General features: G+C 73.6%; 18 protein-coding genes. 13 read left to right on the forward strand and 5 right to left on the reverse strand.

All coding sequences use genetic code 11. From position 1 onward, the window contains the following. Positions 1-8: 8 nt before the first annotated feature. Positions 9-2,810: a lantibiotic dehydratase gene (locus ABT084_RS02475; RefSeq protein ID WP_351037796.1), complete on the reverse strand. Its 2,802-nt coding sequence runs from the start codon at positions 2,808-2,810 to the stop codon at positions 9-11. A 117-nt stretch (positions 2,811-2,927) separates the two neighbouring features. After that, positions 2,928-3,113: a thiazolylpeptide-type bacteriocin gene (locus ABT084_RS02480; RefSeq protein ID WP_351037797.1), complete on the reverse strand. Its 186-nt coding sequence runs from the start codon at positions 3,111-3,113 to the stop codon at positions 2,928-2,930. A 368-nt stretch (positions 3,114-3,481) separates the two neighbouring features. Here ABT084_RS02480 and ABT084_RS02485 point away from each other — a divergent pair, with 368 nt between their 5' ends. The 7 genes from ABT084_RS02485 to ABT084_RS02515 all read left to right on the forward strand — a co-directional run bounded on the left by ABT084_RS02485 (position 3,482) and on the right by ABT084_RS02515 (position 13,465). After that, entirely contained in the window at positions 3,482-5,209 is a 1,728-nt protein-coding gene (locus ABT084_RS02485; protein WP_351037798.1) for a glycosyltransferase family 2 protein, read from the forward strand. Between the two features lie 14 nt (positions 5,210-5,223). Continuing rightward, a complete protein-coding gene (locus ABT084_RS02490; RefSeq protein WP_351037799.1) occupies positions 5,224-8,286 on the forward strand; it encodes an acyltransferase family protein in 3,063 nt (1,020 codons plus the stop codon). A 302-nt stretch (positions 8,287-8,588) separates the two neighbouring features. Then, entirely contained in the window at positions 8,589-9,926 is a 1,338-nt protein-coding gene (locus ABT084_RS02495) for a discoidin domain-containing protein (protein ID WP_351037800.1), read from the forward strand. After that, positions 9,926-11,230, forward strand: coding sequence for an MFS transporter (locus ABT084_RS02500; RefSeq protein ID WP_351037801.1), 1,305 nt, complete (start codon positions 9,926-9,928; stop codon positions 11,228-11,230). The genes ABT084_RS02495 and ABT084_RS02500 overlap by 1 nt, the downstream gene beginning before the upstream one ends. After that, positions 11,227-12,276: a TolB family protein gene (locus ABT084_RS02505; RefSeq protein WP_351037802.1), complete on the forward strand. Its 1,050-nt coding sequence runs from the start codon at positions 11,227-11,229 to the stop codon at positions 12,274-12,276. The genes ABT084_RS02500 and ABT084_RS02505 overlap by 4 nt, the downstream gene beginning before the upstream one ends. Before the next feature lie 79 nt (positions 12,277-12,355). Then, a complete protein-coding gene (locus tag ABT084_RS02510; RefSeq protein WP_351037803.1) occupies positions 12,356-13,081 on the forward strand; it encodes a dienelactone hydrolase family protein in 726 nt (241 codons plus the stop codon). A 114-nt stretch (positions 13,082-13,195) separates the two neighbouring features. Then, a complete protein-coding gene (locus tag ABT084_RS02515; protein ID WP_351037804.1) occupies positions 13,196-13,465 on the forward strand; it encodes a hypothetical protein in 270 nt (89 codons plus the stop codon). 31 nt (positions 13,466-13,496) lie between these two features. Here the strand turns inward: ABT084_RS02515 and ABT084_RS02520 are convergent, their stop codons facing one another. Then, on the reverse strand, positions 13,497-13,997 hold the full coding sequence (locus tag ABT084_RS02520) for a VOC family protein (protein WP_351037805.1): 501 nt from the start codon (positions 13,995-13,997) through the stop codon (positions 13,497-13,499). Positions 13,998-14,085: 88 nt separating this feature from the next. Next, complete coding sequence (locus ABT084_RS02525; RefSeq protein WP_351037806.1) at positions 14,086-14,283, reverse strand: hypothetical protein; 198 nt, start codon at positions 14,281-14,283, stop codon at positions 14,086-14,088. 188 nt (positions 14,284-14,471) lie between these two features. On the opposite strand from ABT084_RS02525, the gene ABT084_RS02530 reads away from it, so the two are divergent. Continuing rightward, positions 14,472-14,909, forward strand: coding sequence for a MarR family winged helix-turn-helix transcriptional regulator (locus tag ABT084_RS02530; protein WP_351037807.1), 438 nt, complete (start codon positions 14,472-14,474; stop codon positions 14,907-14,909). Positions 14,910-15,039: 130 nt separating this feature from the next. Continuing rightward, positions 15,040-15,921 carry a patatin-like phospholipase family protein gene (locus ABT084_RS02535; RefSeq protein WP_351037808.1) on the forward strand — a complete coding sequence of 294 codons (882 nt, stop codon included), beginning with the start codon at positions 15,040-15,042 and terminating at the stop codon, positions 15,919-15,921. Between the two features lie 23 nt (positions 15,922-15,944). Here ABT084_RS02535 and ABT084_RS02540 read toward each other — a convergent pair whose 3' ends face one another. Continuing rightward, positions 15,945-16,979: an aldo/keto reductase gene (locus ABT084_RS02540; protein ID WP_351037809.1), complete on the reverse strand. Its 1,035-nt coding sequence runs from the start codon at positions 16,977-16,979 to the stop codon at positions 15,945-15,947. A gap of 104 nt (positions 16,980-17,083) precedes the next feature. On the opposite strand from ABT084_RS02540, the gene ABT084_RS02545 reads away from it, so the two are divergent. The 4 genes from ABT084_RS02545 to ABT084_RS02560 all read left to right on the forward strand — a co-directional run bounded on the left by ABT084_RS02545 (position 17,084) and on the right by ABT084_RS02560 (position 20,634). Next, the gene (locus ABT084_RS02545; protein WP_351037810.1) at positions 17,084-17,770 is read left to right on the forward strand and encodes a TetR/AcrR family transcriptional regulator; all 687 of its coding nucleotides are present in this window, start codon (positions 17,084-17,086) and stop codon (positions 17,768-17,770) included. Positions 17,771-18,204: 434 nt separating this feature from the next. Next, a complete protein-coding gene (locus ABT084_RS02550) occupies positions 18,205-19,005 on the forward strand; it encodes an ABC transporter substrate-binding protein (protein WP_502968824.1) in 801 nt (266 codons plus the stop codon). Beyond that, complete coding sequence (locus ABT084_RS02555; RefSeq protein ID WP_351037812.1) at positions 19,002-19,802, forward strand: amino acid ABC transporter permease; 801 nt, start codon at positions 19,002-19,004, stop codon at positions 19,800-19,802. Before ABT084_RS02550 ends, ABT084_RS02555 begins: the two co-directional genes overlap by 4 nt. A gap of 37 nt (positions 19,803-19,839) precedes the next feature. Next, positions 19,840-20,634, forward strand: a complete 795-nt coding sequence (locus tag ABT084_RS02560) for an amino acid ABC transporter ATP-binding protein (protein WP_351037813.1) — start codon at positions 19,840-19,842, stop codon at positions 20,632-20,634. The last annotated feature ends 2 nt before the right edge of the window (positions 20,635-20,636 follow it).

Genomic DNA, 20,636 nt, shown 5'->3' on the forward strand with positions numbered 1-20,636 from the left:
GGGTCGGTTCATCGGGGGCGTCCGGACCGGTAGACCTCCAGTACGAGTTCCACCGCGCGGGCCGGTTCGTCCCGGCCGCCGGGCGCGGGGAGGGCTTCCTCCAGGACCGCGCCGGTGTCGGTGTGCCGGGACAGCCACTTGGCCAGGCAGCGCAGGTGCAGCGCGTTGCCGAGGTCCACGAGGTGCGGCTTGGGGCGGCTCAGCCGGTGCAGGAACGCGTCCTTGGCCCCCGCGCCGCCGGACACCACGGCGGCCGGGTGCAGGAAGACCTGCTCGGGCAGGTCCAGCAGGGCGCGCCAGCGGGCCGTGGCCCCGGCCGGTACCGTCTCGGAGCCGAGGTCGGCACGCAGGGCCCGCACCACGTCGGGCGGCAGCAGCCAGCGGCGGCGGCGGAGCACCACGTGCCGGTGGCGCAGCCGGGCGGTGCGCGTCACCAGGCCGCCCGGCACGGCGAGGGCGTGCCGGGGCGCCAGGGCCCCGAAGTCGACGGCGCCGTGGGGATGGTCGGCCAGGTGGGCCGCGATGCGGCGCGGCAGCAGGACGGGCGCGAGGAAACCCGGGTACAGGACGTCCAGCTGCTCCCCGGTGCCGCGCAGCCGGAACCGCACCTGGTCGCCCGCCTCGTCGTGGACGAGGTCCAGGTCGCCCTCGCCGATCGACGCCCAGCGGCGGTCCGGGCCGATCTCGTCCGGGACGAGCAGGGGGTGGAGGTTGGCGTTGAACCCGCCGACGGGCCGGATCTGCGCGGCGCGTGCGCCGGGCCCCAGCCCGCGCAGGATCTGCCGGGACACCTCGGCCCGGGCGCGCGGATCGAGGGCGTCGAGGAAGCGGCTGGTGAACCGGCCCCAGCCGCCGTACACGTGGTTCACGCACAGCGGGCCGGGGCCTTCGCCGGGCGCGGCCTCCGGTGCCGGACCTGGCGCGCGCTGGAGGAAGTACGCGTAACTGAGCGGGCGTTCGGCCGTCCAGCCGGGCAGTCGCTCGCCGAGTCCCTTGACGAAGTCCTGCGGCAGGACGACCTCGTGGGGGTCCTCGAGGCCATCCGTCAGGGCGTCGCGGACCGCCCGCACCGCCTCCGCGCGCAGGGCGGCGAGCTCGTCGGCTCCGGTGGGGAAGGCGCCGCGGTCCTCGGGGGTGAGCGCCGCCAGCCGCCCGGCGTCCTCCCAGGCCCCGGCGACCTCAGTGCCGAACTCCCACGGGTGACGGCAGACGCCGCCCGGGCCGTAGCGCTCGACGAAGCGGTCGCGCACGAGGCGGCGGACGAGGTGGCCGAGGTCGAACAGCTCGGCCAGTGCGGTGACTTCGCCGAGCGCCTCGTGGTCGGCGCCGCCGAGGAACCCGCCGACGGCCAGGGGGAGGGGGGCGATCACGTCCTCGGAGAGCACGTTGAGCGGGGCGGACGCGGCCGGTACGGGCCCCCCGGCGTCGGCCAGGGCGGCCGCCCAGTCCCGGGACAGGCTGGCGAGCAGGGTGGGGCGCCCGGCGGCGGGCGTCTTCCCGAAGTCCACCGTCATCCGGCCGAGTTCACCGAGCCGGTCGGCGAGCGCCGCTTCCGCCCCGCCGCCGTCGGGTCCCGCCGGGCCGAGCGTGCGCAGCCAGGCCGCGAGGCGCTCCAGCGGGTCGGTGTCCTGGGGCGGGACCGGGTCGCCCGGCACCAGCAGGCCCAGCTGGACGAGCCGGTCGAGGAAGGCCGCGGCCGCGGCGGGTGCGCCGTCGCCCGCTCTCTTCAGCGCCGTGGTCAGCAGTGCGGTCAACTCGGCGAGTGCGGCGGGGTCTCGCGCTCCCTCGGTGATCAGGCGCAGTGGACCGCCGCGCGGCACGTCCACCTCGTCCTCCTCGGCCACCAGGTAGCGGCCACCGGCGAACGCGGTCCGGTCGCGGGAGTACGCGGCCCGGATGTCGGTGATCCGGGCGGTGCTGGTGATGCGGTGGGGGAGCGCGGCCCGGCGGTGCGGAGCGGCCAGGAGCGCGAGGGTGAGGGCGCTCGTCAGGGTGCGGTTGACCTTGACGACCGCGCGCAGGGGGCCGTCGAGCAGTGGCGCGGTGCCCCAGTCCCGGAGGGGCCCGGCGGCCTCGGGCAGCGCACCCCAGCCGACCGCGGTGAACCAGGACAGCGGGCTGGTCTTGGTGCTGGCCCGCAACGCGTAGCGCAGGACGGCGGGTTCCTCCTTGCGCGCCCTGCGGTCCGCCCCGCCGGTGCCCGCCCGCTCGACCGCCCGGAGCAGATCGGCGCTGGTGAGGGCGACCGCCTTGCCGAGGGCCGGTGCGCGGCACAGCGTGGCGAGGGACGCGCGCTCGGCGGCCAGGGCCCGCTCGGCCGCGGCGGCCACGTCCGTGAGCACCTCGGCGCGTTCGGCCCGTAGCGCGAGCCAGGTGGTGAGCAGGGGCAGCCGGTCCGGCAGGTCGCCGAGGCGCTCCAGCAGGGTGGGCCGGGGTTCGCGGCCGTTGTGCAGGGCGCGGCGCAGCGGAAGGGCGACATCGCGGTGGAACGCGGGCGGATGGCCGTCCCGGCTCGCGTACAGGGCGTCGCCGAGGGGCTCGGTGATGCGCAGCAGCCGTGCGTCGATGCGGTGCAGGCGGGCGAGCAGGGTGCGTACGTGTGCGGAGGGCGGCAGTTGGGCGGGATGGGCGAGCACGGTGGCGCGGACCAGCACCGAGGGCGCGGAGTCCACGTGGTAGCCACCCGTGCGGGGCGCCCCGCCGGACGTGATGTCCCCGGCCGCGTCGCCGCCCGTACCGCGGGGCCGCCCACCGGGCTGCGAGGGCCACGAGCCCTGCTGCGGCTGCGACCGCCCCTGTGACTGCTCCATGGCGCTCCCTCCCCGTCCTGCCGGTCGTCCTGCGCGGCTCCTCCCGCCGTACACGGGGCAACGGCGGGAGGAGGCGCGGCTCAGCTGTGCGGTGCGGTGCGGGTGCTCCCGCCCCGACTAGACCGTCGGGGTCTCGATCTGCGGATGCGCGCAGGAGGAGGAGCCCTGGCAGGAGGAGGAGCCCCATGAGGCTCCGCCCTCGGGCAGTGCGACCGTGTCCCGCATCGAGGTCACGGTGAGGTCGCCGAGGTCCAGTGCCAGGTCCTGGAGTTCGAACTCGGGGGTGTTCGTGGTGTCGGACATACGCGTCTCCCTGTGTGAGTGGTTGGGGGTTCGTGTTGCCGTCGGCCGTTGGTGCGGCGCGGTACCCACGCTGGTCCACCGCGCTCAAGGAACGCTGGAGGAACGGTACGGACGGCCTCGGGGACGTACCGGTCGGACGACCGGCCGCCTCAACTCTTCCGGGACTGTTCACCCGCCTGTGACCTGCGGCTTTCCAGGCCGGTCGGCCAGGCCGTTCGAATGGGATCGCAAACAGGTCTGGACCATTTCAATCACGCCAATTCCGTGTGGCATTCGCGTGGTTACCCCGCGATCCGACGAGTGGTCTATACCTTTGGCGGTAGGGTGGGTCACCTGAAACCGGCACATAAACAGCCGTGGGGGGCTTTATGACCGTGCATCATCTTCCGCAGCCACCATCCGACGACGAGCTGTACTGGTACTTCGGCCCGCAGCGCCGCTGGGTCCTGATCAGCACCTCGCTCGCCTTCACCTTCACCGCGGCGACCATGTTCACCTTCGCCCTGCGGACACCCGCCCTGTGGGTGTTCCTCGCGGTCCTCGGCCTCAATGTCGTGGCCCTGGTCCTCTCCTCCGTCAACAGCCTGCGCAAGCGCCGGCTGACCCGGCGGTCGCACGAGATACTCGTGCACGCCTGGCAGCCCGCGACCGCGCCGAGCGTCGACCTGTACCTGCCGACCTGCGGCGAACCCCTCCCCGTCCTCGCCAACGCCTACCGCGCGGTCGCCGAGGTCGACTGGCCGGGCGCGCTCACCGTGTGGATCCTGGACGACGCGGACCGGCCCGAAGTGGCCGCCCTGGCCGCGGCGCACGGATACGAGTACGTCGTACGCCCCGACCGCGGCCACCTGAAGAAGGCGGGCAACCTCAACCACGCACTCACCCTGAGCAGCGCGGAGTTCATCGCCATCCTGGACGCGGACTTCGCGCCCCGGCCCGACTTCCTGCGCCACCTCGTCCCCTACCTGGCCGACCCCGCCGTCGGCATCGTGCAGAGCCCGCAGTGCTTCGACACCGACGAGGGCATGGGCTGGATCCAGCGCGCCGCGGGCTCCGCCCAGGAGTGGTTCTTCCGCTGGATCCAGCCGTCCCGGGACGCCAGCGACGCCGCCATCTGCTGCGGCAGCAACGCCGTCTACCGCCGCCGCGCGATCGACCTGGCCGGGGGCTTCGCCCGGCTCGATCACAGCGAGGACCTGTACACCGGACTCGCCCTGTACGAGCAGGGGTTCCGCACCCTGTACGTGCCGGTGCTCGTCGCCAAGGGCACCTCGCCCGACGAGGCCACCGCCTTCATCAACCAGCAGTACCGGTGGGCGATGGGCAATCTGCACCTGCTCGGCACCCCCGTGCTGGGGCGGATGGGCGCGCCCTGGCGGATGCGGCTGTGCTTCTACGAGGGCGTCGTCGGCTACCTGACCACGGTGGTGAACACCTTCGCGGCGCCGCTGCCGCCCCTGGTGATGATGTTCTGGTACCCGGACCACATCCGGCCCTGGCACGTGCTCCCCCTGCTCGCACCGCTCTGGCTCTGGCACGTACTGCTGCCGCGCATCAGCCGGACCCGCTGGCGGGTGGAGGTGATCCGCGCCAACGTCCTGACCAGCGTGGCCGCGGCGACCGCGTTCCTGCACACCCTGCGCGGCCGCAGCGCCGCCTGGGTGCCCACGGGGGTGCGCGGCGCCAAGGCGTCGGGCGGCATGGCCCGCCGCGTGGTGGCCGTCTCGCTCGTCTGGCTGGTCCTCTCCAACGGCGCCGCGGCCGCCGGCCTCGCCCTCGCCGTCACCCGCAACGGCTGGGAGCCCAACTGGGGCCTCCTGCTCTACCTCGTGGTGCAGTGCCAGATCAACGTCCCGCTGATCCGGGACCTCACGACCGAACTGCGCGGGGCGACGAAGCCCCGGAGCACGGCCGGTGACACCGCTGCGCCGCTCGCCCGCGTACGGGCCGCGCTGCGCTCCCGTACGGGCACGCGCTCCCGCACCGGCATGCGGCCCCGCCGCTGGCCCGAGACCCTGGCCGCCTCCGCGGCCCTCCTCCTGATCGGCCTGCTGGCATCCGGGTGGGTCAACCCGATGCTCCCCTGGCTGAGTTGAAAGGCTCCGTGACCATGCCCTTCCCCGTGACTCCCGGCTCCCGCCGGAAGCACAGCGCCGCCCCGGCCCCGCGGCCGTCCGCGCCGCCGTCCGCGGCGGACGGACCGCCGCCGACCGGCTCCGGCGGCGAATCCGGACCCAGCCCGCACCGCTCCGCCTTCCGGCCCGACATCGAGGGCCTGCGCGCGGTGGCCGTCCTCGCGGTCCTCGCCTTCCACGCCGGCATCCCCGGCATGGCGGGCGGGTTCGTCGGAGTGGACGTCTTCTTCGTCATCTCCGGCTACCTGATCACCGGCCTGCTGGTCCGGGAGGCGATCACCACCGGCCGGATCCGGCTCGGGGACTTCTTCTCCCGGCGCGCCCGGCGGCTGCTCCCGTCCGCCGCCGTCGTCCTCGGCGCGGTCGCGGTGGCCGGTGCCTGGCTGACCGTACCGCTGCGGCGCGCCGCCCTGGAGTACGACGTCGTGGCGGCGGCCCTGTCCTTCACCAACTGGCGGTTCGTCGCGCGGCAGACCGATTACCTCGCCGCGGGACACGACCAGAGCCCGCTCCTGCACTTCTGGTCCCTGGCCGTCGAGGAGCAGTTCTACCTGTTCTGGGCCCCGCTGATGGCGGTCATCGCCTTCTGTGCGGCGCGCGCCGTGCGCCGCGGCCGGGTCGTGCGCGCCGTCGTGGCGCTCGTCACCCTGCTGCTCGCCGTCGGCTCCTTCGCCCTGTCCCTGCGCTGGACGGAGCACTCCGTCTCGCTCGCCTACCTCGGAACCCCCTCGCGCGTCTGGCAGTTCGCCGCAGGAGCCCTGCTGGCGCTGCTGCCCTGGCACCTGCTGCGCGGGCCGCGTCCGCTGCGGCTGCTGTGCGGCTGGGCCGGGGCCGCGGCGATCGGCTGGTGCGTGGTGTCGTACGACGCGAGCACGTCGTACCCCGGATCCGCGGCCCTCGTCCCCACGCTCGGCGCCGCCGCCGTGATCCTTGCCGCGATCCCCGGCCGGGGCGAGCGCGACGTCCAAGGCGCCTACGGTGTCGGCCGGTTGCTCGCGGGCCGGGCGCCCCGGGCCGTCGGGCGGCTCTCCTACACCCTCTACCTGTGGCACTGGCCCGTGCTCGTGCTCGCCGAGGCCGGGCTGGGCGCGCTCGGCTGGCCCGCCAAGACCGCGCTGACCCTCGCCTCCGTCCTGCCCGCCCTCGCCACCATGCGCTGGGTGGAGCGGCCGCTGCGCCGCAGCCGCACCGTCTCCGAACTCCCGCGCCGCGGCCTGGCGGTGGGCGTGACCGCCATCGTCATGCCGGTCGTCCTCGCCCTGGTGGTCGGCACCGCCACGCTGCGCCTGCTGGGTCCGGACACCCCTGTCGACCTGCGCGGCCTCCCGCCGGGCGCCGCCTCCGGGCCCACCCTGCTCGCCCGCGGCCCGGCGGCGCCGCCGCTGGACGGCCCGGTGGTGCCGGGACCCGCCCAGGCGAGCAAGGACTTCCCGCCGGACGGGGACTGCGAGGTGGACCCGGCCGTGACCCGCAGCCCGGCCTGCCTGTTCGGAGCCGTGAACAGCCCGGACCGGATCGTGCTCCTCGGCGACTCGCACGCCGGTCAGTGGTTCTCGCCCCTGCTCGCGCTGGCCTCCCAACGCGGCTGGGCCCTGCAGGAGTTGGTCAAGCAGGGCTGCCCGCTGCCCAAGGTGGCCGTGGACAGCCCCCAACTCGGCCGGACCTACCGGGAATGCGACACCTGGCGGGCGGACGCGCTGGACCGGCTGCGGCAGCAGCCGAAGCCCCGCCTCGTCGTGATCTCCTCGCTGGGCCGCTACACCGCCGACCCCGCGCTGCTGGCCGCGGGGTGGGAGGAGACGCTGAAGCCGCTGCGCGCCCTCGGGGTGCCGATCGTGTACATCGAGGACACCCCCGTCCCCGGCAGGGACATCCCCGCGTGCGTCTCCGGCAGCCCCACGGCGCCCGGCACCTGCGCGTTCAGCCGGGAGGCCGCCCAGCTGCCCGACGCGCTGGCGCGGCGGATCGCCTCCGGCGCGCTGCCCGGCGTACGGAGCATCAGCGTGAACCCGGTCCTGTGCCCGGGCACCGGCCCGACCTGCCCCGCCGTGCTGGACCGGATCCTGCTCTACCGGGACGACTCCCACCTCACGAACGTGGCGGCCGTCGTCCTGACCTCCCGGCTGGAACGGCTGCTCACCGACTCCGATGCGCTGCCCACGGCCGGGTCCGCCCCCGGGACGCCGCGGGCCGCCACGCCGCCGGGCGCCGACGGGTGGCGGGAGCTGCTGCGCGACGAGTTCGACGGCCCGGCGGGCAGCCGCCCGTCCGGCGCGAACTGGCAGTACGACCTGGGGACGTGCTACCCCGGCTGCCCGGCCCCGCAGTGGGGCACCGGCGAGATCGAGACGATGACGGACTCGCCCGACAACGTCCGCCTGGACGGCAAGGGCGCGCTGGAGATCGTCCCCACCCGCGAGGACGGCCGGTGGAGTTCGGGGCGGATCGAGACCCGGCGCGCCGACTTCGCGCCACCGCCCGGCGGGGTGCTGCGGATCGAGGCGTCGATCGCCCTGCCGGACGTGACGGGCGCCGAGGCCGCGGGGTACTGGCCGGCCTTCTGGGCCCTGGGGGCGCCGCTGCGCGACGGGTACACCGGCTGGCCGTCCGTCGGTGAGCTGGACGTGATGGAGAGCGTCAACGGACGGGGCAGCGTCTTCGGCACGATGCACTGCGGGGTCCTGGGCGGCGGCCCGTGCGAGGAGCCCAAGGGGCTGACCTCCGGCCCGCAGCCCTGCCCGGACTGCCGCGCGGCATTCCACTCGTACGCCGTCGAGGTCGACCTCACGCCCGGCGCGCAGGAGGTGCGCTGGTCCCTGGACGGCCGGGTGTACCACCGGGTGGGCGCCGACCGGATGGACCCGGCGACCTGGAAGCGGGCCGTGGACCACGGGGTGTTCCTGATCCTGAACGTGGCCGTCGGCGGCAACCTCCCGCTCGCGGACGGCGCGACGGCGGGCCCGGCCACCGCACCGGGCCACCCCATGCGGGTCGACCACGTCACCGTCTCGGCCAAGGGGGGAGCGACGCCCTCCTGACGGGCCGACGGGCCAATGGGCCGACGGTCCGCCCGGCGGGCCGACCGGCGGGCCGACCGGCGGGCCGACCGGTCGGCAAAAGGGCGGGTGGAAGGGGCGCCAAGGGACTGGTAGGAAACTTTCCTGTTCGCTAGCATTCCCGGCGGCGGCTCGGCGCGGTGCCCGTGTGATGCGGGCATGACGCGCTCAGCGAGAGCTCTGACCCGGCCGCCGTGGCGCCGCTCCCTGCCCGCATCCGGGCAGGCGGGCGGTGCCACGCACGGTGCCAAGCTCTCACTCCCCCAGTGCAGGAGCCCCCAAGGATGCGCCTGAACGCCTCAGTACCCGCGCCCGCACGGCGCGGCACGGTGACCCTGGTCGCCGCCGTACTCCTCCTCGTCGGTGGCCTGTTGCTCGCCCTGCCCGAACGGGCCGGGGCGGCCGCCGACCCCCTCATCTCGCGTGGCAAGCCCGCCACCGCGTCCTCCTCCGAAACCTCCGCCCTCGGCCCGCAGAACGCCTTCGACGGCGACCCGGCCACCCGCTGGGCGAGCGTCGAGGGCAAGGATCCGCAGTGGATCCGCGTCGACCTCGGCGCGAACGCCGACGTCACCCGCGTATCGGTGACGTGGGAGGCCGCCTACGCCAAGGCCTACCGGGTCGAGATATCCGCCGACGGCACCACCTGGACGCGCCTCGCCGACGAGACCGCGGGCAACGGCGGCACCGACGACTGGCCCGGCCTCGCCGGCAAGGGCCGCTACCTGCGCGTCTACGGAACCGCGCGCGGCACCTCGTACGGCTACTCGCTGCACGAGGTGGAGGTGTACGGCAGCATCGACGGCGGCACCCCGCCCACCGGTGCCTTCAGCGTGGTCGCCGCCGGTGACATCGCCGCCCAGTGCACCGCCTCCGACAGCTCCTGCGCGCACCCCAAGACCGCCGCGCTGGCCCGCCGGCTGGACCCGAAGTTCTACCTGACGATGGGCGACAACCAGTACGACGACGCCCGGATCTCGGACTACAAGGCCTACTACGACAAGACCTGGGGCACCTTCAAGGACAAGACGCACCCGGTGCCCGGCAACCACGAGACCTACGATCCGGCCGGGTCCCTCTCCGGTTACAAGTCCTACTTCGGGTCCATCGCCTACCCCCAGGGCAAGAGCTACTACAGCTTCGACGAAGGCAATTGGCACTTCATCGCCCTCGACTCCAACTCCTTCGACCAGAGTGCCCAGATCGACTGGCTGAAGGCCGACCTCGCCAAGAACGGCAAGCAGTGCATCGCCGCCTACTGGCACCACCCGCTGTACTCCTCGGGCGGCCACGGAAACGATCCCGTCAGCAAGCCCGTCTGGAACATCCTCTACGCGGCCAAGGCCGACCTCGTCCTCAACGGGCACGACCACCACTACGAGCGGTTCGCCCCGCAGGACCCGAACGGCAAGGCCACGGCCGACGGCATCACCGAGATCGTCGGCGGCATGGGCGGCGCCGAGCCGTACCCCATCGAGAACGTCCAGCCCAACAGCCAGAAGCGGATCAGCGGCCAGTACGGCGTGCTGAAGCTCGACTTCACCGACTCCGGCTACAGCTGGACCTACGTCGGCACCGACGGCAAGGCCAAGGACACCAGCCCGAAGTACACCTGCCACTGATGTACCTGGCGACCACAGGCCGCCGGGACGCGTCGGTCCCTCCCCTCACCACAGGGGCGGGCCGGCGCGTCCCCGGCACCGTCCTGGCACTCGGTGCGGTCAGCCTCGTCACCGACATCTCCTCCGAGATGGTCACGGCGGTGCTGCCGCTCTACCTGGTCCTCGGACTGGGTCTGTCCCCCCTCCAATTCGGCTTCCTCGACGGCCTCTTCAACGGCGCCACCTCCTTCGTCCGGCTGCTCGGCGCACACGCCGCCGACCGCGGCCACCGGCACAAACGCGTCGCCGGGATCGGCTACGCCCTCTCCGCCTGCTCCCGGCTCGGCCTGCTGCTCGCCGGCGGCGCCACCGCCGGGATCGCCGCCGCCCTCGCCACCGACCGCGTCGGCAAGGGCATCCGGACGGCGCCCCGCGACGCCCTCATCACCCTGAGCAGCCCGCCCGAGGCGCTCGGCCGGTCCTTCGGCGTGCACCGGGCGATGGACACCACGGGCGCGCTGCTCGGCCCGCTCGCCGCCTTCGCCCTGCTGGGGGCGACGGCCGGTGCCTACGACGCGGTGTTCGTCGTCAGCTTCTGCGTCGGCCTGCTGGGGGTACTGCTCCTGGTCCTGTACGTGCCCGGGCACCGCCCGGAACCGACCGCGCGCCCGGCTCCCCGTACCGGCCCCACCTTCGGCACCGGCCGCACCCTCCGTACCGGCCGCACCTTCGCGGCGCTCCGCGACCCCATCTTCCGGCGCATCCTCGCGGCCGCCGCCCTGCTCGGCGCCGCCACCGTCGGCGACGCGTTCGTCTACCTCCTGCTCCAGCGCCGACTCGCCCTGCCCGTCGGCTGGTTCCCGCTCCTGCCGCTCGGCGGAGCCGCCGCCTACCTGCTGCTCGCGGTCCCGGCGGGCCGGATCGCCGACCGCATCGGGCGCCGACTGCCCTTCCTGTACGGGCACTTCGCCCTGCTCGGCGTGTACGCCGCCCTCCTCGTCCCGCTCGGCGACGCCCCGGCGCCGCTCCTGCTGCTGCCCGTCCTCATCCTGCTCGGCACCTTCTACGCCACCACCGACGGGGTGCTGATGGCCCTCACCGGTCCCGTGCTGCCCGCCGACGGCACGGCGGGCGGACTCGCCCTGCTCCAGACCGGCCAGGCGCTGGCCAAGATGCTCGCCGGAGTGGGCTTCGGCGCCCTGTGGACGGTGTGGGGGCCGAACCCCGCGCTGTGGGCCGCCCTTTCGCTCCTGTGCGCCGCGCTCGTGGGCGGCTGGCTGCTGCTTCCGCGCACCCCGTCCGCTCCCGAGAGGCGACCCGCATGACCGACGACCGTACCGAGGCCGCCGCGCCCGGAACCAGGCCGGGCCCCCGGGCCCGCACCGCCATCATGGTGACCGCGGCGGTGCTGCTCATGGGCGGCGCCACCGGGTACGTCCTGCACACCGGGCAGCGTCCGGCGGCCCGGGCGGCCACCGCCGATGCCTCGTTCACCCTCGACGGGCCCGCCCTGTACTTCCGGGACCCCACCACCGGCCGCATCGCGCACCGCCCGCTTCCGGCACCCTCCGACGCGCCCGCCACCGGTACCGCCGACGGGCGCGCCCCCGGAGGCCCCTCCTGCGACCGCTTCTACGCCGCCGCCGACACGGCCCTCTGCCTGCGGGCCGAGCCCGGGGTGCTGCCCAAGACCTACGCGATCGTGCTCGACCGGCAGCTGCGCGAGGTCCGCCGGGTCACCGTGCCGGGGGTCCCCAACCGGGCCCGGGTCTCGGCCTCGGGGCGGATGCTGTCCTGGACGGTGTTCGCGAGCGGGGATTCGTACGCCACCAGCGCCTTCTCCACCCGGACCGCCATCCTCGACCTGCGCACCGGGTACCTCGTCACGTCCATGGAACAGATCCCGCTCACCCTCGACGGCGCCCGCTACTTCGCACCCGACGTCAACTTCTGGGGGGTGACCTTCGCCCGCGACGACAACCGCTTCTTCGCGACCGTCTCCAGCAAGGGCCGGACCCACCTGGTGGAGGGCGACATGGGGGAGTGGTCGGCGCGCGTGCTGCGGGAGAACGTCGAGTGCCCCTCGCTCTCGCCCGACAACACCAGGCTCGCCTTCAAGAAGAAGGTGTCCGAGGACCCGGCCGCGCCCTGGCGGCTGTACGTCCTCGACCTGGGGTCCATGCGGGAGACCGCGCTCGCCGAGACGCGCAGCGTCGACGACCAGGCGGCCTGGCTGGACGACGGCACGCTCGCCTACGCGCTGCCGGGAGCGGACGGCCGGGCGAGCGACATCTGGACGGTCCCCGCGGACGGTACCGGCGCCGCCCGCCTGACCGTCCCGGGCGGCTCGTCCCCGGCGGCGGTCCGCTGAGCGGCCCCGTGCCGGGCGCTGTTCCGCCGGCGGCGAACCCGGGTCCGGCCGGGCCGGACGATCAGTACGGTCCGGTCCCATGACGACGATCACCACGCGCACGGTCGAGTACCCGGCCGACGGATCGACGATGATCGGGCACCTCGCGCTCCCGGCCGGTGTCGACCGCCGGCCCGCGGTGCTGCTCGGACCCGAGGGCATGGGGCTCAGCGACGTCGAGCGCCGCCGGGCCGACGCTCTCGCCGAGCTGGGATATGTGGCGCTGGCCTTCGACCTCCACGGCGGGCGCTATCTGGGTGACCCCGAGGAGATGCTGGCCCGTTGCATGCCGCTGCTCGCCGACCCCGACCGGATGCGGGGCATCGGCCGTGCGGCGCTGGACGTGTTGCGCACCGAACCGCGGACCGACCCCGACCGGATCGGTGCCGTCGGCTACGGCACCGGGGGCGCCGTCGGGCTGGAACTCGGGCGGGGCGGCGCAGGCCTGCGCGTGATCGGGACGGTCAACGCACTGACCACGGGCCGACCGGGCGAGGCGGCGCGCATCCGCTGCCCGGTGTGGGCCGGGGTCGGGTCGGAAGACCCGATCATGCCGCCCGCGCAGCGGGACGCGTTCACCGCCGAGATGCAGGCCGCGGGCGTCGACTGGCGCCTCGTGGTCTACGGCGGCGCCTTGCACGCCTTCCACCACCCGCCGGTCGACCACCCCACGGTCCCCGGCGTCGGCCACCACCCACGCCACGCGCGGCGGGCCTGGCGCGATGTCGTCGACCTGCTCGCCGAGTGCATGCCCGTGACGGAGTGATCCCGTCGGTCCAAGCTCGGGCGCCCGCCGGCCGCCGCGGATGACCCTTTAGATTGGTCCGGTCCGCCCCGCCCTCGCGTGAGGGTCCGCCCGACAGAGGAACGAGCCGCAGCCGTGCATCCCGATGACGAGCCGGTCTTCAAGCGCAGCAGGTGGGGAACCAACCACTACTACGCCAACCCCCGCAACTCCGTCGGACGTGTCCTGATCGTCCTCGCCCTGCTCCTCACCGGGACGATGCTGGTCCTCATGGCCAACCGGGCGGGCCCGTTCGCTCCGGAGCCCACCCCGGAGCCCACGACCTCGCCCGGCTACGACACCACCTGGCCCTACGCCCCCGGCACCACCGGGCCGTCCCCTTCCAGCACCCCTTCGGCGCCCTGATCCCGGGGTGCGGAGCGGGGCGCCCAGGGGGTCAGCTGGCGGAGCCCGCCGCCGAACCCGTCGCGAGGTCCGCGCCCCAGCGGGCGATCGCGGCCGGCAGGTCGAGCGCGCCGGAGCGCAGGTCGGAGTCCGCGCCCGGCCAGTCCTCGCGGGGGACGCGCCACATCAGCTCGAACTCGTTGCCGTCCGGGTCCTTGGCGTAGAAGGACTTGGAGACCAGGTGGTCCGTGGCGCCGACCAGCGCGCCGAGCTCGGTGAGCTTGCGGCCCAGCTCCGCGAGCTCGCCGAGGGTGCCGACCTCCCAGGCCAGGTGGTAGAGCCCGACCCGGCCCTGCTCGGGGCCGGGCGCGTCGGCGCCGATGGCGAACAGCCCGAGGTCGTGGTCGTTGAGACTGCCCGGCGCGCTCAGGAAGGCGGCGCGGCCGGGGATCAGGTGGTCGACCTGGAAGCCGAAGACGTCGGAGTAGAAGGCGACGGACCGCTCGACCTCACGGATCCAGAGCACGGCATGGTTCAGACGGCGGACGGACATGGCGGCAAGCTCCCGTGTGGCTCGAAGGGCATGGCTCGATGTGTACGGTCACAGCATACAGTTCAAATTCGAACTACTAAAATTCGAACTACTTCCGTTTCCCCTCGGGGGTGGCGAGGAACACGTCGTGCCCGCCGAGCGGTACGTGCGTGCTCGTGGCCCGGCCCTCACCCGGCCACCACCGCTCGACGGCGTCGAGGCGGCCGTGCTCGTCGAAGAAGGCGGGGTGAGGTCCATCGTGTGCGTGCTCTCCGATCGGGATGGTCAGGGCGTGCCGTGCGGTCACCGTCCGGCCGTGGGGATCAGGCCGGGGGCGAGGGTGAAGGAGGCCTTCTCCATGAATGGTCGGCGCTTGGTGTTCTGGAAGGCCGCGATCCGCCACTCGCCGTCGCCCTCGAGGACGAGGGTGTAGGTCTGGATCTTGCTGAGCTTCGTCGGGCGCTTGGACGTCTAGGTGTCCAGTACCTGGACGCGGTGGGTCTCCAGGGGCTGGCCAGCGCCGAGGCGGCCGGGCTGCACACCTCGGAGTGGTACGCCCTCAGCCTCATCACCCTGGAGGGGAGTCTGTCCTCGGGTGAACTCGCCGCGCGCACCGGGCTGACCACCGGGGCGACGACCCGCCTCATCGACCGCCTCGAGCGCGCCGGATACGCCCGCCGCGCCGCCGATCCGGCCGACCGGCGCCGGGTCATCGTGGAGCCCGTGCCCGACGCCCTGGACCGCATCGAGGACGTGGTGGGCCCGGCCCGGCGGCACGTCGCGGAGCTGATCGGCGGCTATTCGCCCGAGCAACAGGCCGTGCTCTTCGACTACTTCACGCGCGCCGCCCCCGCGTTCCGCGCGGCCACCGAGGAGATCCGCGCCGCCACGGCCCTGCGGCGCGCCACGTCCCGTTCGCGTGACGCGCGCTGAGGGTGCCGGTCGACGGGAGCGAGCTGACGGATTCTCAAGCGGCGTTGTATATCACCCGGTTGACCTGAAGCCCGCTTGAGGTCGTAGCGTCGGATTGCGTTGATCATCCCCGCAGACAGGAGGCGTCGCCATGACCCCAGTGGCCCCGCAGGCACCGGACCGCGCACTCGTACTGGGTCCGGGTGGTGTGCCCGGAACCGCCTGGACGGCTGGGCTGGCCGCCGGGCTGCGCCACGCCGGAGTGGACCTCGGTGAGGCCGACCTGATCGTCGGCACCTCGGCGGGCGCGATCGTCGCGGCCCTCGTCGCCACCGGCCAGGACCTCGACGGGCTCGCCGCCCCCGGGCGTCGGCCGGGCGCCGTCAGCCCTCCCGCGCCACCGCGCGCGGTGGACAGGGCGGCGCTGGGCGCGGTGTTCGCCGTACTCGGCACACCCGGCCTGGAGCCCGGCGAGGCGCGGCGCCGCGTCGGCCGGATCGCGCTCGATCACGCCGACCCGGAGGCCGAGCGGGCGCTGCTCGCGGCGCGCGCCGCCCTGATCGGCGCGGACTCCTGGCCCGAGCGGGGACTGCTGATCACCGCCGTGGACGCGGCCTCGGGCGAGCCCGTGGTGTGGGACCGGACCAGCGGGGTGCCCCTGGTCCACGCGGTGGCGGCGAGCAGCGCCTTCCCGGGGGCGGAGCCGCCCGTGACCGTGCGGGGGCGGCCGTACATGGACGGCGCCCTGCGCGCGGGGACCAACGCCGACCTCGCGGCCGGGGCCCGGGTGGTGGTCGTGATCGAGCCGATGCCGCGCGGGTCCGCCGAGGAGTCGTCCGAGCAGGGGCCGGTGGCCGCGGGCGCGCCGACGTCCGTGAGGGTCGTCCCGGATCCGGAGGCGGTGCGCGCCATCGGCTCCAACCCGAACGACCGGACCAGGTGGGAACCGGCGTACCGGGCGGGCCTCGACCAGGCCGCCGCCGTCGCCGCGCGACTCCGCCCCGCGTGGCAGCCCGTACCCGAGACGCACTGACCGTCCTCGGGTGGTGAACACGGCTATACGGCAGGAGGGTTGAGGCGGGCGAAGCCCTCCTGGCGCTGGTAGGGGAAGTACGGGTACGGGGCCGTGCGGCTGCTCGCCGCGTCGAGCTTCGCCATCTGCTCGGGGGTGAGCGTCCAGCCCACGGCGCCGAGGTTCTGGCGCAGCTGCTCCTCGTTGCGCGCGCCGATGATGACGGAGGACACCGTCGGCCGCTGCAACAGCCACCGCAGGGCGATCTGGGGGACGGCCTTGCCGGTCTCCTCCGCGATGTCGGCCAGGGCGTCGACCACGCGGTACAGGTGCTCGTCCTCGACCGGCGGACCGTAGTCGGCGGTGTCGTGCAGCCTGCTGCCGGCGGGCAGCGGCCGGCCCCGGCGGATCTTGCCGGTGAGCCGGCCCCAGCCGAGCGGGCTCCACACGATGGCGCCGAGCCCCTGGTCGAGCCCGAGCGGCATCAGCTCCCATTCGTAGTCGCGGCCGATGAGGGAGTAGTAGACCTGGTGGGCGACGTAGCGCTCCCGGCCGCGCCGCTCGGCGGTGGCGAGCGACTTCATCGCCTGCCAGCCGGAGAAGTTGGAGATGCCGAGGTAGCGGATCTTCCCGGCCCGCACCAGGTCGTCCAGCGTGGAGAGCACCTCCTCGACGGGCGTTCCGGCGTCGAAGGCGTGCAGCTGGAAGAGGTCGATGTAGTCGGTGCCGAGGCGGCGCAGGGCGCCGTCCACGGAGGTGATCAGGCGGGCGCGGGAGGAGCCGGCGTCGCGCGGGCCGTCGCCCGTGGGCAGGCCGGCCTTGGTGGAGATGAGCACCTGGTCCCGGCGGCCCTTGAGGGCGGCCCCGAGCACCTCCTCCGAGGCGCCGTCGGAGTACACGTCGGCCGTGTCGAACAGGGTGATCCCCGCGTCGACGCAGATGTCCACGAGGCGTCGCGCCTCCTCGACGCCCGTGGTGCCCCAGGCGCCGAAGAGCGGCCCCTTACCGCCGAAGGTACCGGCGCCGAAGCTCAGCGCGGGAACCTGAAGTCCGGACGCGCCCAGCCGCCTGTATTCCATGACGTGTCTCCTCTCGCCCACGGACCTTTTTAATGGGTCTGTGGTTCCGTTAAGATGGCGTCAGCCTAGCAAGCCGCCACCGTTAATGGAACAGGAGTCCCGTTATGAAGTCCGCCGACACCGGTCCAGACACCGGTCCTGACACCGGCCCCGACGACGAGACCGGCGACGAGACCGGCGACGCGGCCGGAGCCGGACCGGCCACCCGCCCCGGGGGCCGCACGGCCCGGGTGCGGGCGGCGGTGCTCCTGGCCGCCGGGGACGTCCTGGCCGAGCGGGGCTTCGCCCATCTGGACCTCGCCGACGTCGCCCGCCGCGCGGAGGTCGGGAAGACGACCGTCTACCGCCGCTGGGGCACGGTCACCGGGCTCGTGGCCGACCTGTTGCTGGACATGGCGCAGCAGTCCGTGCCGCGGACGGAGACCGGCACCCTGCTCGGGGACCTCACCGCCAACGCCCGCCTGGTGCGGCGGACGCTGGCCGACCCGCGGCAAGGCGCCCTGTTCAAGGCGGTGATCGCGGCCGCCACCTGCGACCCGCAAGCGGCGGAGGCCCTGCACGGCTTCTACGCCGCCCGCGTCGACGCGTGGGCGCCGTGCGTCCGGCAGGCCGCCGCCCGCGGCGAGGTGCCCGCGGGCACCGACCCCCATGAGGTGATCCGCGCTGTGTCCGCCCCGCTGTACTACCGGTTCCTGACCACGGACCTGCCGCTCGACGAAGCCGCCGCCGACCGCGCCGCCGCCACCGCGGCGACGGCCGCCCGCGCGGGGGCGTACGTGCGGCACGACTAGCGTCGCGGCCGGAAAGGTCCGCCGGGTCGCGGTGGCCGACCTGATGAAGACGTACGCCGTCCGTGCCCCCGCGCGATCGCGGGCGGTGTCCGGAAAACGCGGGTGAGCGTCGACGCGAGGGCCGCGTGAACGCCGACGTCGGCGGAACCGGCTTCCGGGCCCGACCTGCGGTTCCCCCGCCGCGCACCGGCGCGGCGCCGTGCGGCCATGCGGGGGACCGGCGCGGCGGCGCGGGCCCGCAGGCCGCGCGGTCCTGGCCGGATCCCGCTGGGCGCCCCCGGAACGCCTCGCCGAAGATCCCTCGGCGGGCGCCGCCCGTGGCTTACGATCTCGGCGGACGGTCCCGTCCCGCGACCGCCACCCGCCCGCATTCGTGGAGGTCAACCGTGTTCCGGACGGCCAGAGGAAACCGCAGTCGCCGCAGCAGCTTCCGCATCCGAGCCGCGGCCGGAACCGCCGTGGCGGGTGCCTTCCTGCTCGCGGGGTGCTCCTCCAGCGGCGGCGGCCCGGGGGAGGCGGCCGGTGGCGTGCCCGTCGTGGAGAAGGGCAAGCTGACGACCTGCACCCACCTGCCCTACCCGCCGTTCCAGTTCGAGAAGGACGGCAAGGTCGTCGGTTTCGACGTGGCCCTCATCGACCTGGTCGCGAGCAGGCTCAAGGTGGAGCAGAAGATCCTCGACACGCCCTTCGAGAACTTCAAGACCGGCGCCTTCCTCAACTCCGGCGAGTGCGACCTCGCCGCCGCCGGTATGACGATCACCGCCGAGCGCAAGAAGAACGTCGACTTCTCCGTCCCCTACTTCGACGCCACCCAGGCGCTGCTCGCCACCAAGAAGAGCGGGATCACCTCACTCGCCGACCTCAAGGCGAAGGGCAAGAAGCTCGGCGCGCAGGCCGAGACGACCGGCGAGAGCTATGCCAAGGCCCAGGGCTTCGACCCGGTCGCCTTCGAGAGTTCGGACGCCGTGCTGAACGGACTGCGCACCGGCCAGGTCGACGCGGTCGTCATCGACTACCCGGTCGTCCAGGGCTGGCTCAAGGACCCCAAGAACGCGGCCGAGTTCACCCTCGGGCAGAACATCCAGACCGGCGAGCAGTACGGCTTCTCGGTGAAGAAGGGCAATTCCGCCCTCGTCGCCGTCATCGACAAGGCGATCACCGACGCCAAGGCCGACGGCACCTACAAGAAGATCTACGAGCAGTGGATCGGCCCGCTGCCCCAGGCCGCGCCGTGACCTCTCGGCTGACCCGCCGACAGCGCCGTCGCGTCTCGCAGGGCCTCCAGTACGCGCTCTTCGCGGCCGTACTGATCGCGATCGGCTTCTCCGCCGACTGGGGGCGGCTGCAGAACCAGTTCGCGCAGAAGGACCTGGCGCTGCGGCTCTTCCCGGAGATCATCACCACGGCCCTGCGCAACACCGTGGTCTACACCCTGTCCGGGTTCCTCCTCGGCCTGGTGCTCGGCCTGGTCATCGCCATGATGCGGCTCTCGTCCGTGGCGCCGTACCGGTGGGTCGCGAGCGTCTACATCGAGCTCTTCCGCGGTCTGCCCGCACTGCTGATCTTCATCTTCGTGGGGGTGGCGGTGCCCCTGGCCTTCCCCGGCACGGAGATCCCCGGCGGTACGTACGGGAAGGTCGCCATCGGCCTCGGACTGGTGGCCGCCGCCTACATGGCGGAAACGATTCGGGCCGGTATCCAGGCGGTGCCCAAGGGGCAGATGGAGGCGGCCCGTTCGCTGGGCTTCTCGCACGCCCGCGCCATGGTCTCGGTGATCATTCCGCAGGCGTTCCGGATCGTCATCCCGCCGCTCACCAACGAACTGGTCCTGCTGTTCAAGGACTCCTCGCTCGTCCTGTTCCTCGGCGTGACGCTGAACGAGCGGGAGCTGACGAAGTTCGGCCGGGACCTCGCCAGCCAGACCGCCAACTCCACCCCGATCCTCGTCGCGGGCTTGTGCTACCTCCTGGTGACCGTGCCGCTGAGCTTCGTGGTGCGCCGGCTCGAAGCCCGCGCGGACAAGGCCACGTGAGGACGAGATGCCACAGAAGAGAGAGGCGGGGGACGCTATGGCGACGGACGGCCCGGAGATCGAGATCCGCGGACTGCACAAGTCTTTCGGCGCCAACCACGTCCTGCGCGGCATCGACCTGGAGGTCGCCCGCGGCGAGGTCGTGTGCGTCATCGGGCCCTCCGGCTCGGGCAAGTCGACGCTGCTGCGGTGCGTGAACCTGTTGGAGGAACCCAGCGACGGCCGGATCTTCGTCGGCGGTACGGAGGTCACCGACCCCGACGTCGACATCGATGCCGTACGCCGCCGCATCGGCATGGTCTTCCAGCAGTTCAACCTGTTCCCGCACGTCAGCGTGCTGGACAACCTCACCCTGCCGCAGCGCCGCGTCCTGGGCCGGGACCGGGCGCGGGCCACCGCCACGGCCCGGGAGAACCTCCAGCGGGTCGGTCTCGCCGAGAAGTCCGATGCCTTTCCCGCCCAGTTGTCGGGCGGGCAGCAGCAACGGGTGGCGATCGCCCGGGCCCTGTCGATGGGGCCGGAGGTGATGCTGTTCGACGAACCGACCTCGGCGCTGGACCCCGAACTCGTCGGTGAGGTCCTGTCGGTGATGCGGGTGCTGGCGGGGGAGGGCATGACGATGATGGTCGTCACCCACGAGATGAGTTTCGCCCGCGAGGTCGCGGACCGGGTCGTGTTCATGGACGGCGGAGTGATCGTCGAACAGGGACCGGCGGCGCAGGTGGTCGGATCCCCCGCCCACGAGCGGACCAGGAACTTCCTCGACCGCGTCCTGAACCCGGCCGCGACCGAGCCCCCCGCGACCGAGCCCCCCGCGGACGAGACGGCCTAGGA

This window comes from Streptomyces sp. NPDC002138 (assembly GCF_040296485.1).
Classification (GTDB): Bacteria; Actinomycetota; Actinomycetes; order Streptomycetales; family Streptomycetaceae; genus Streptomyces.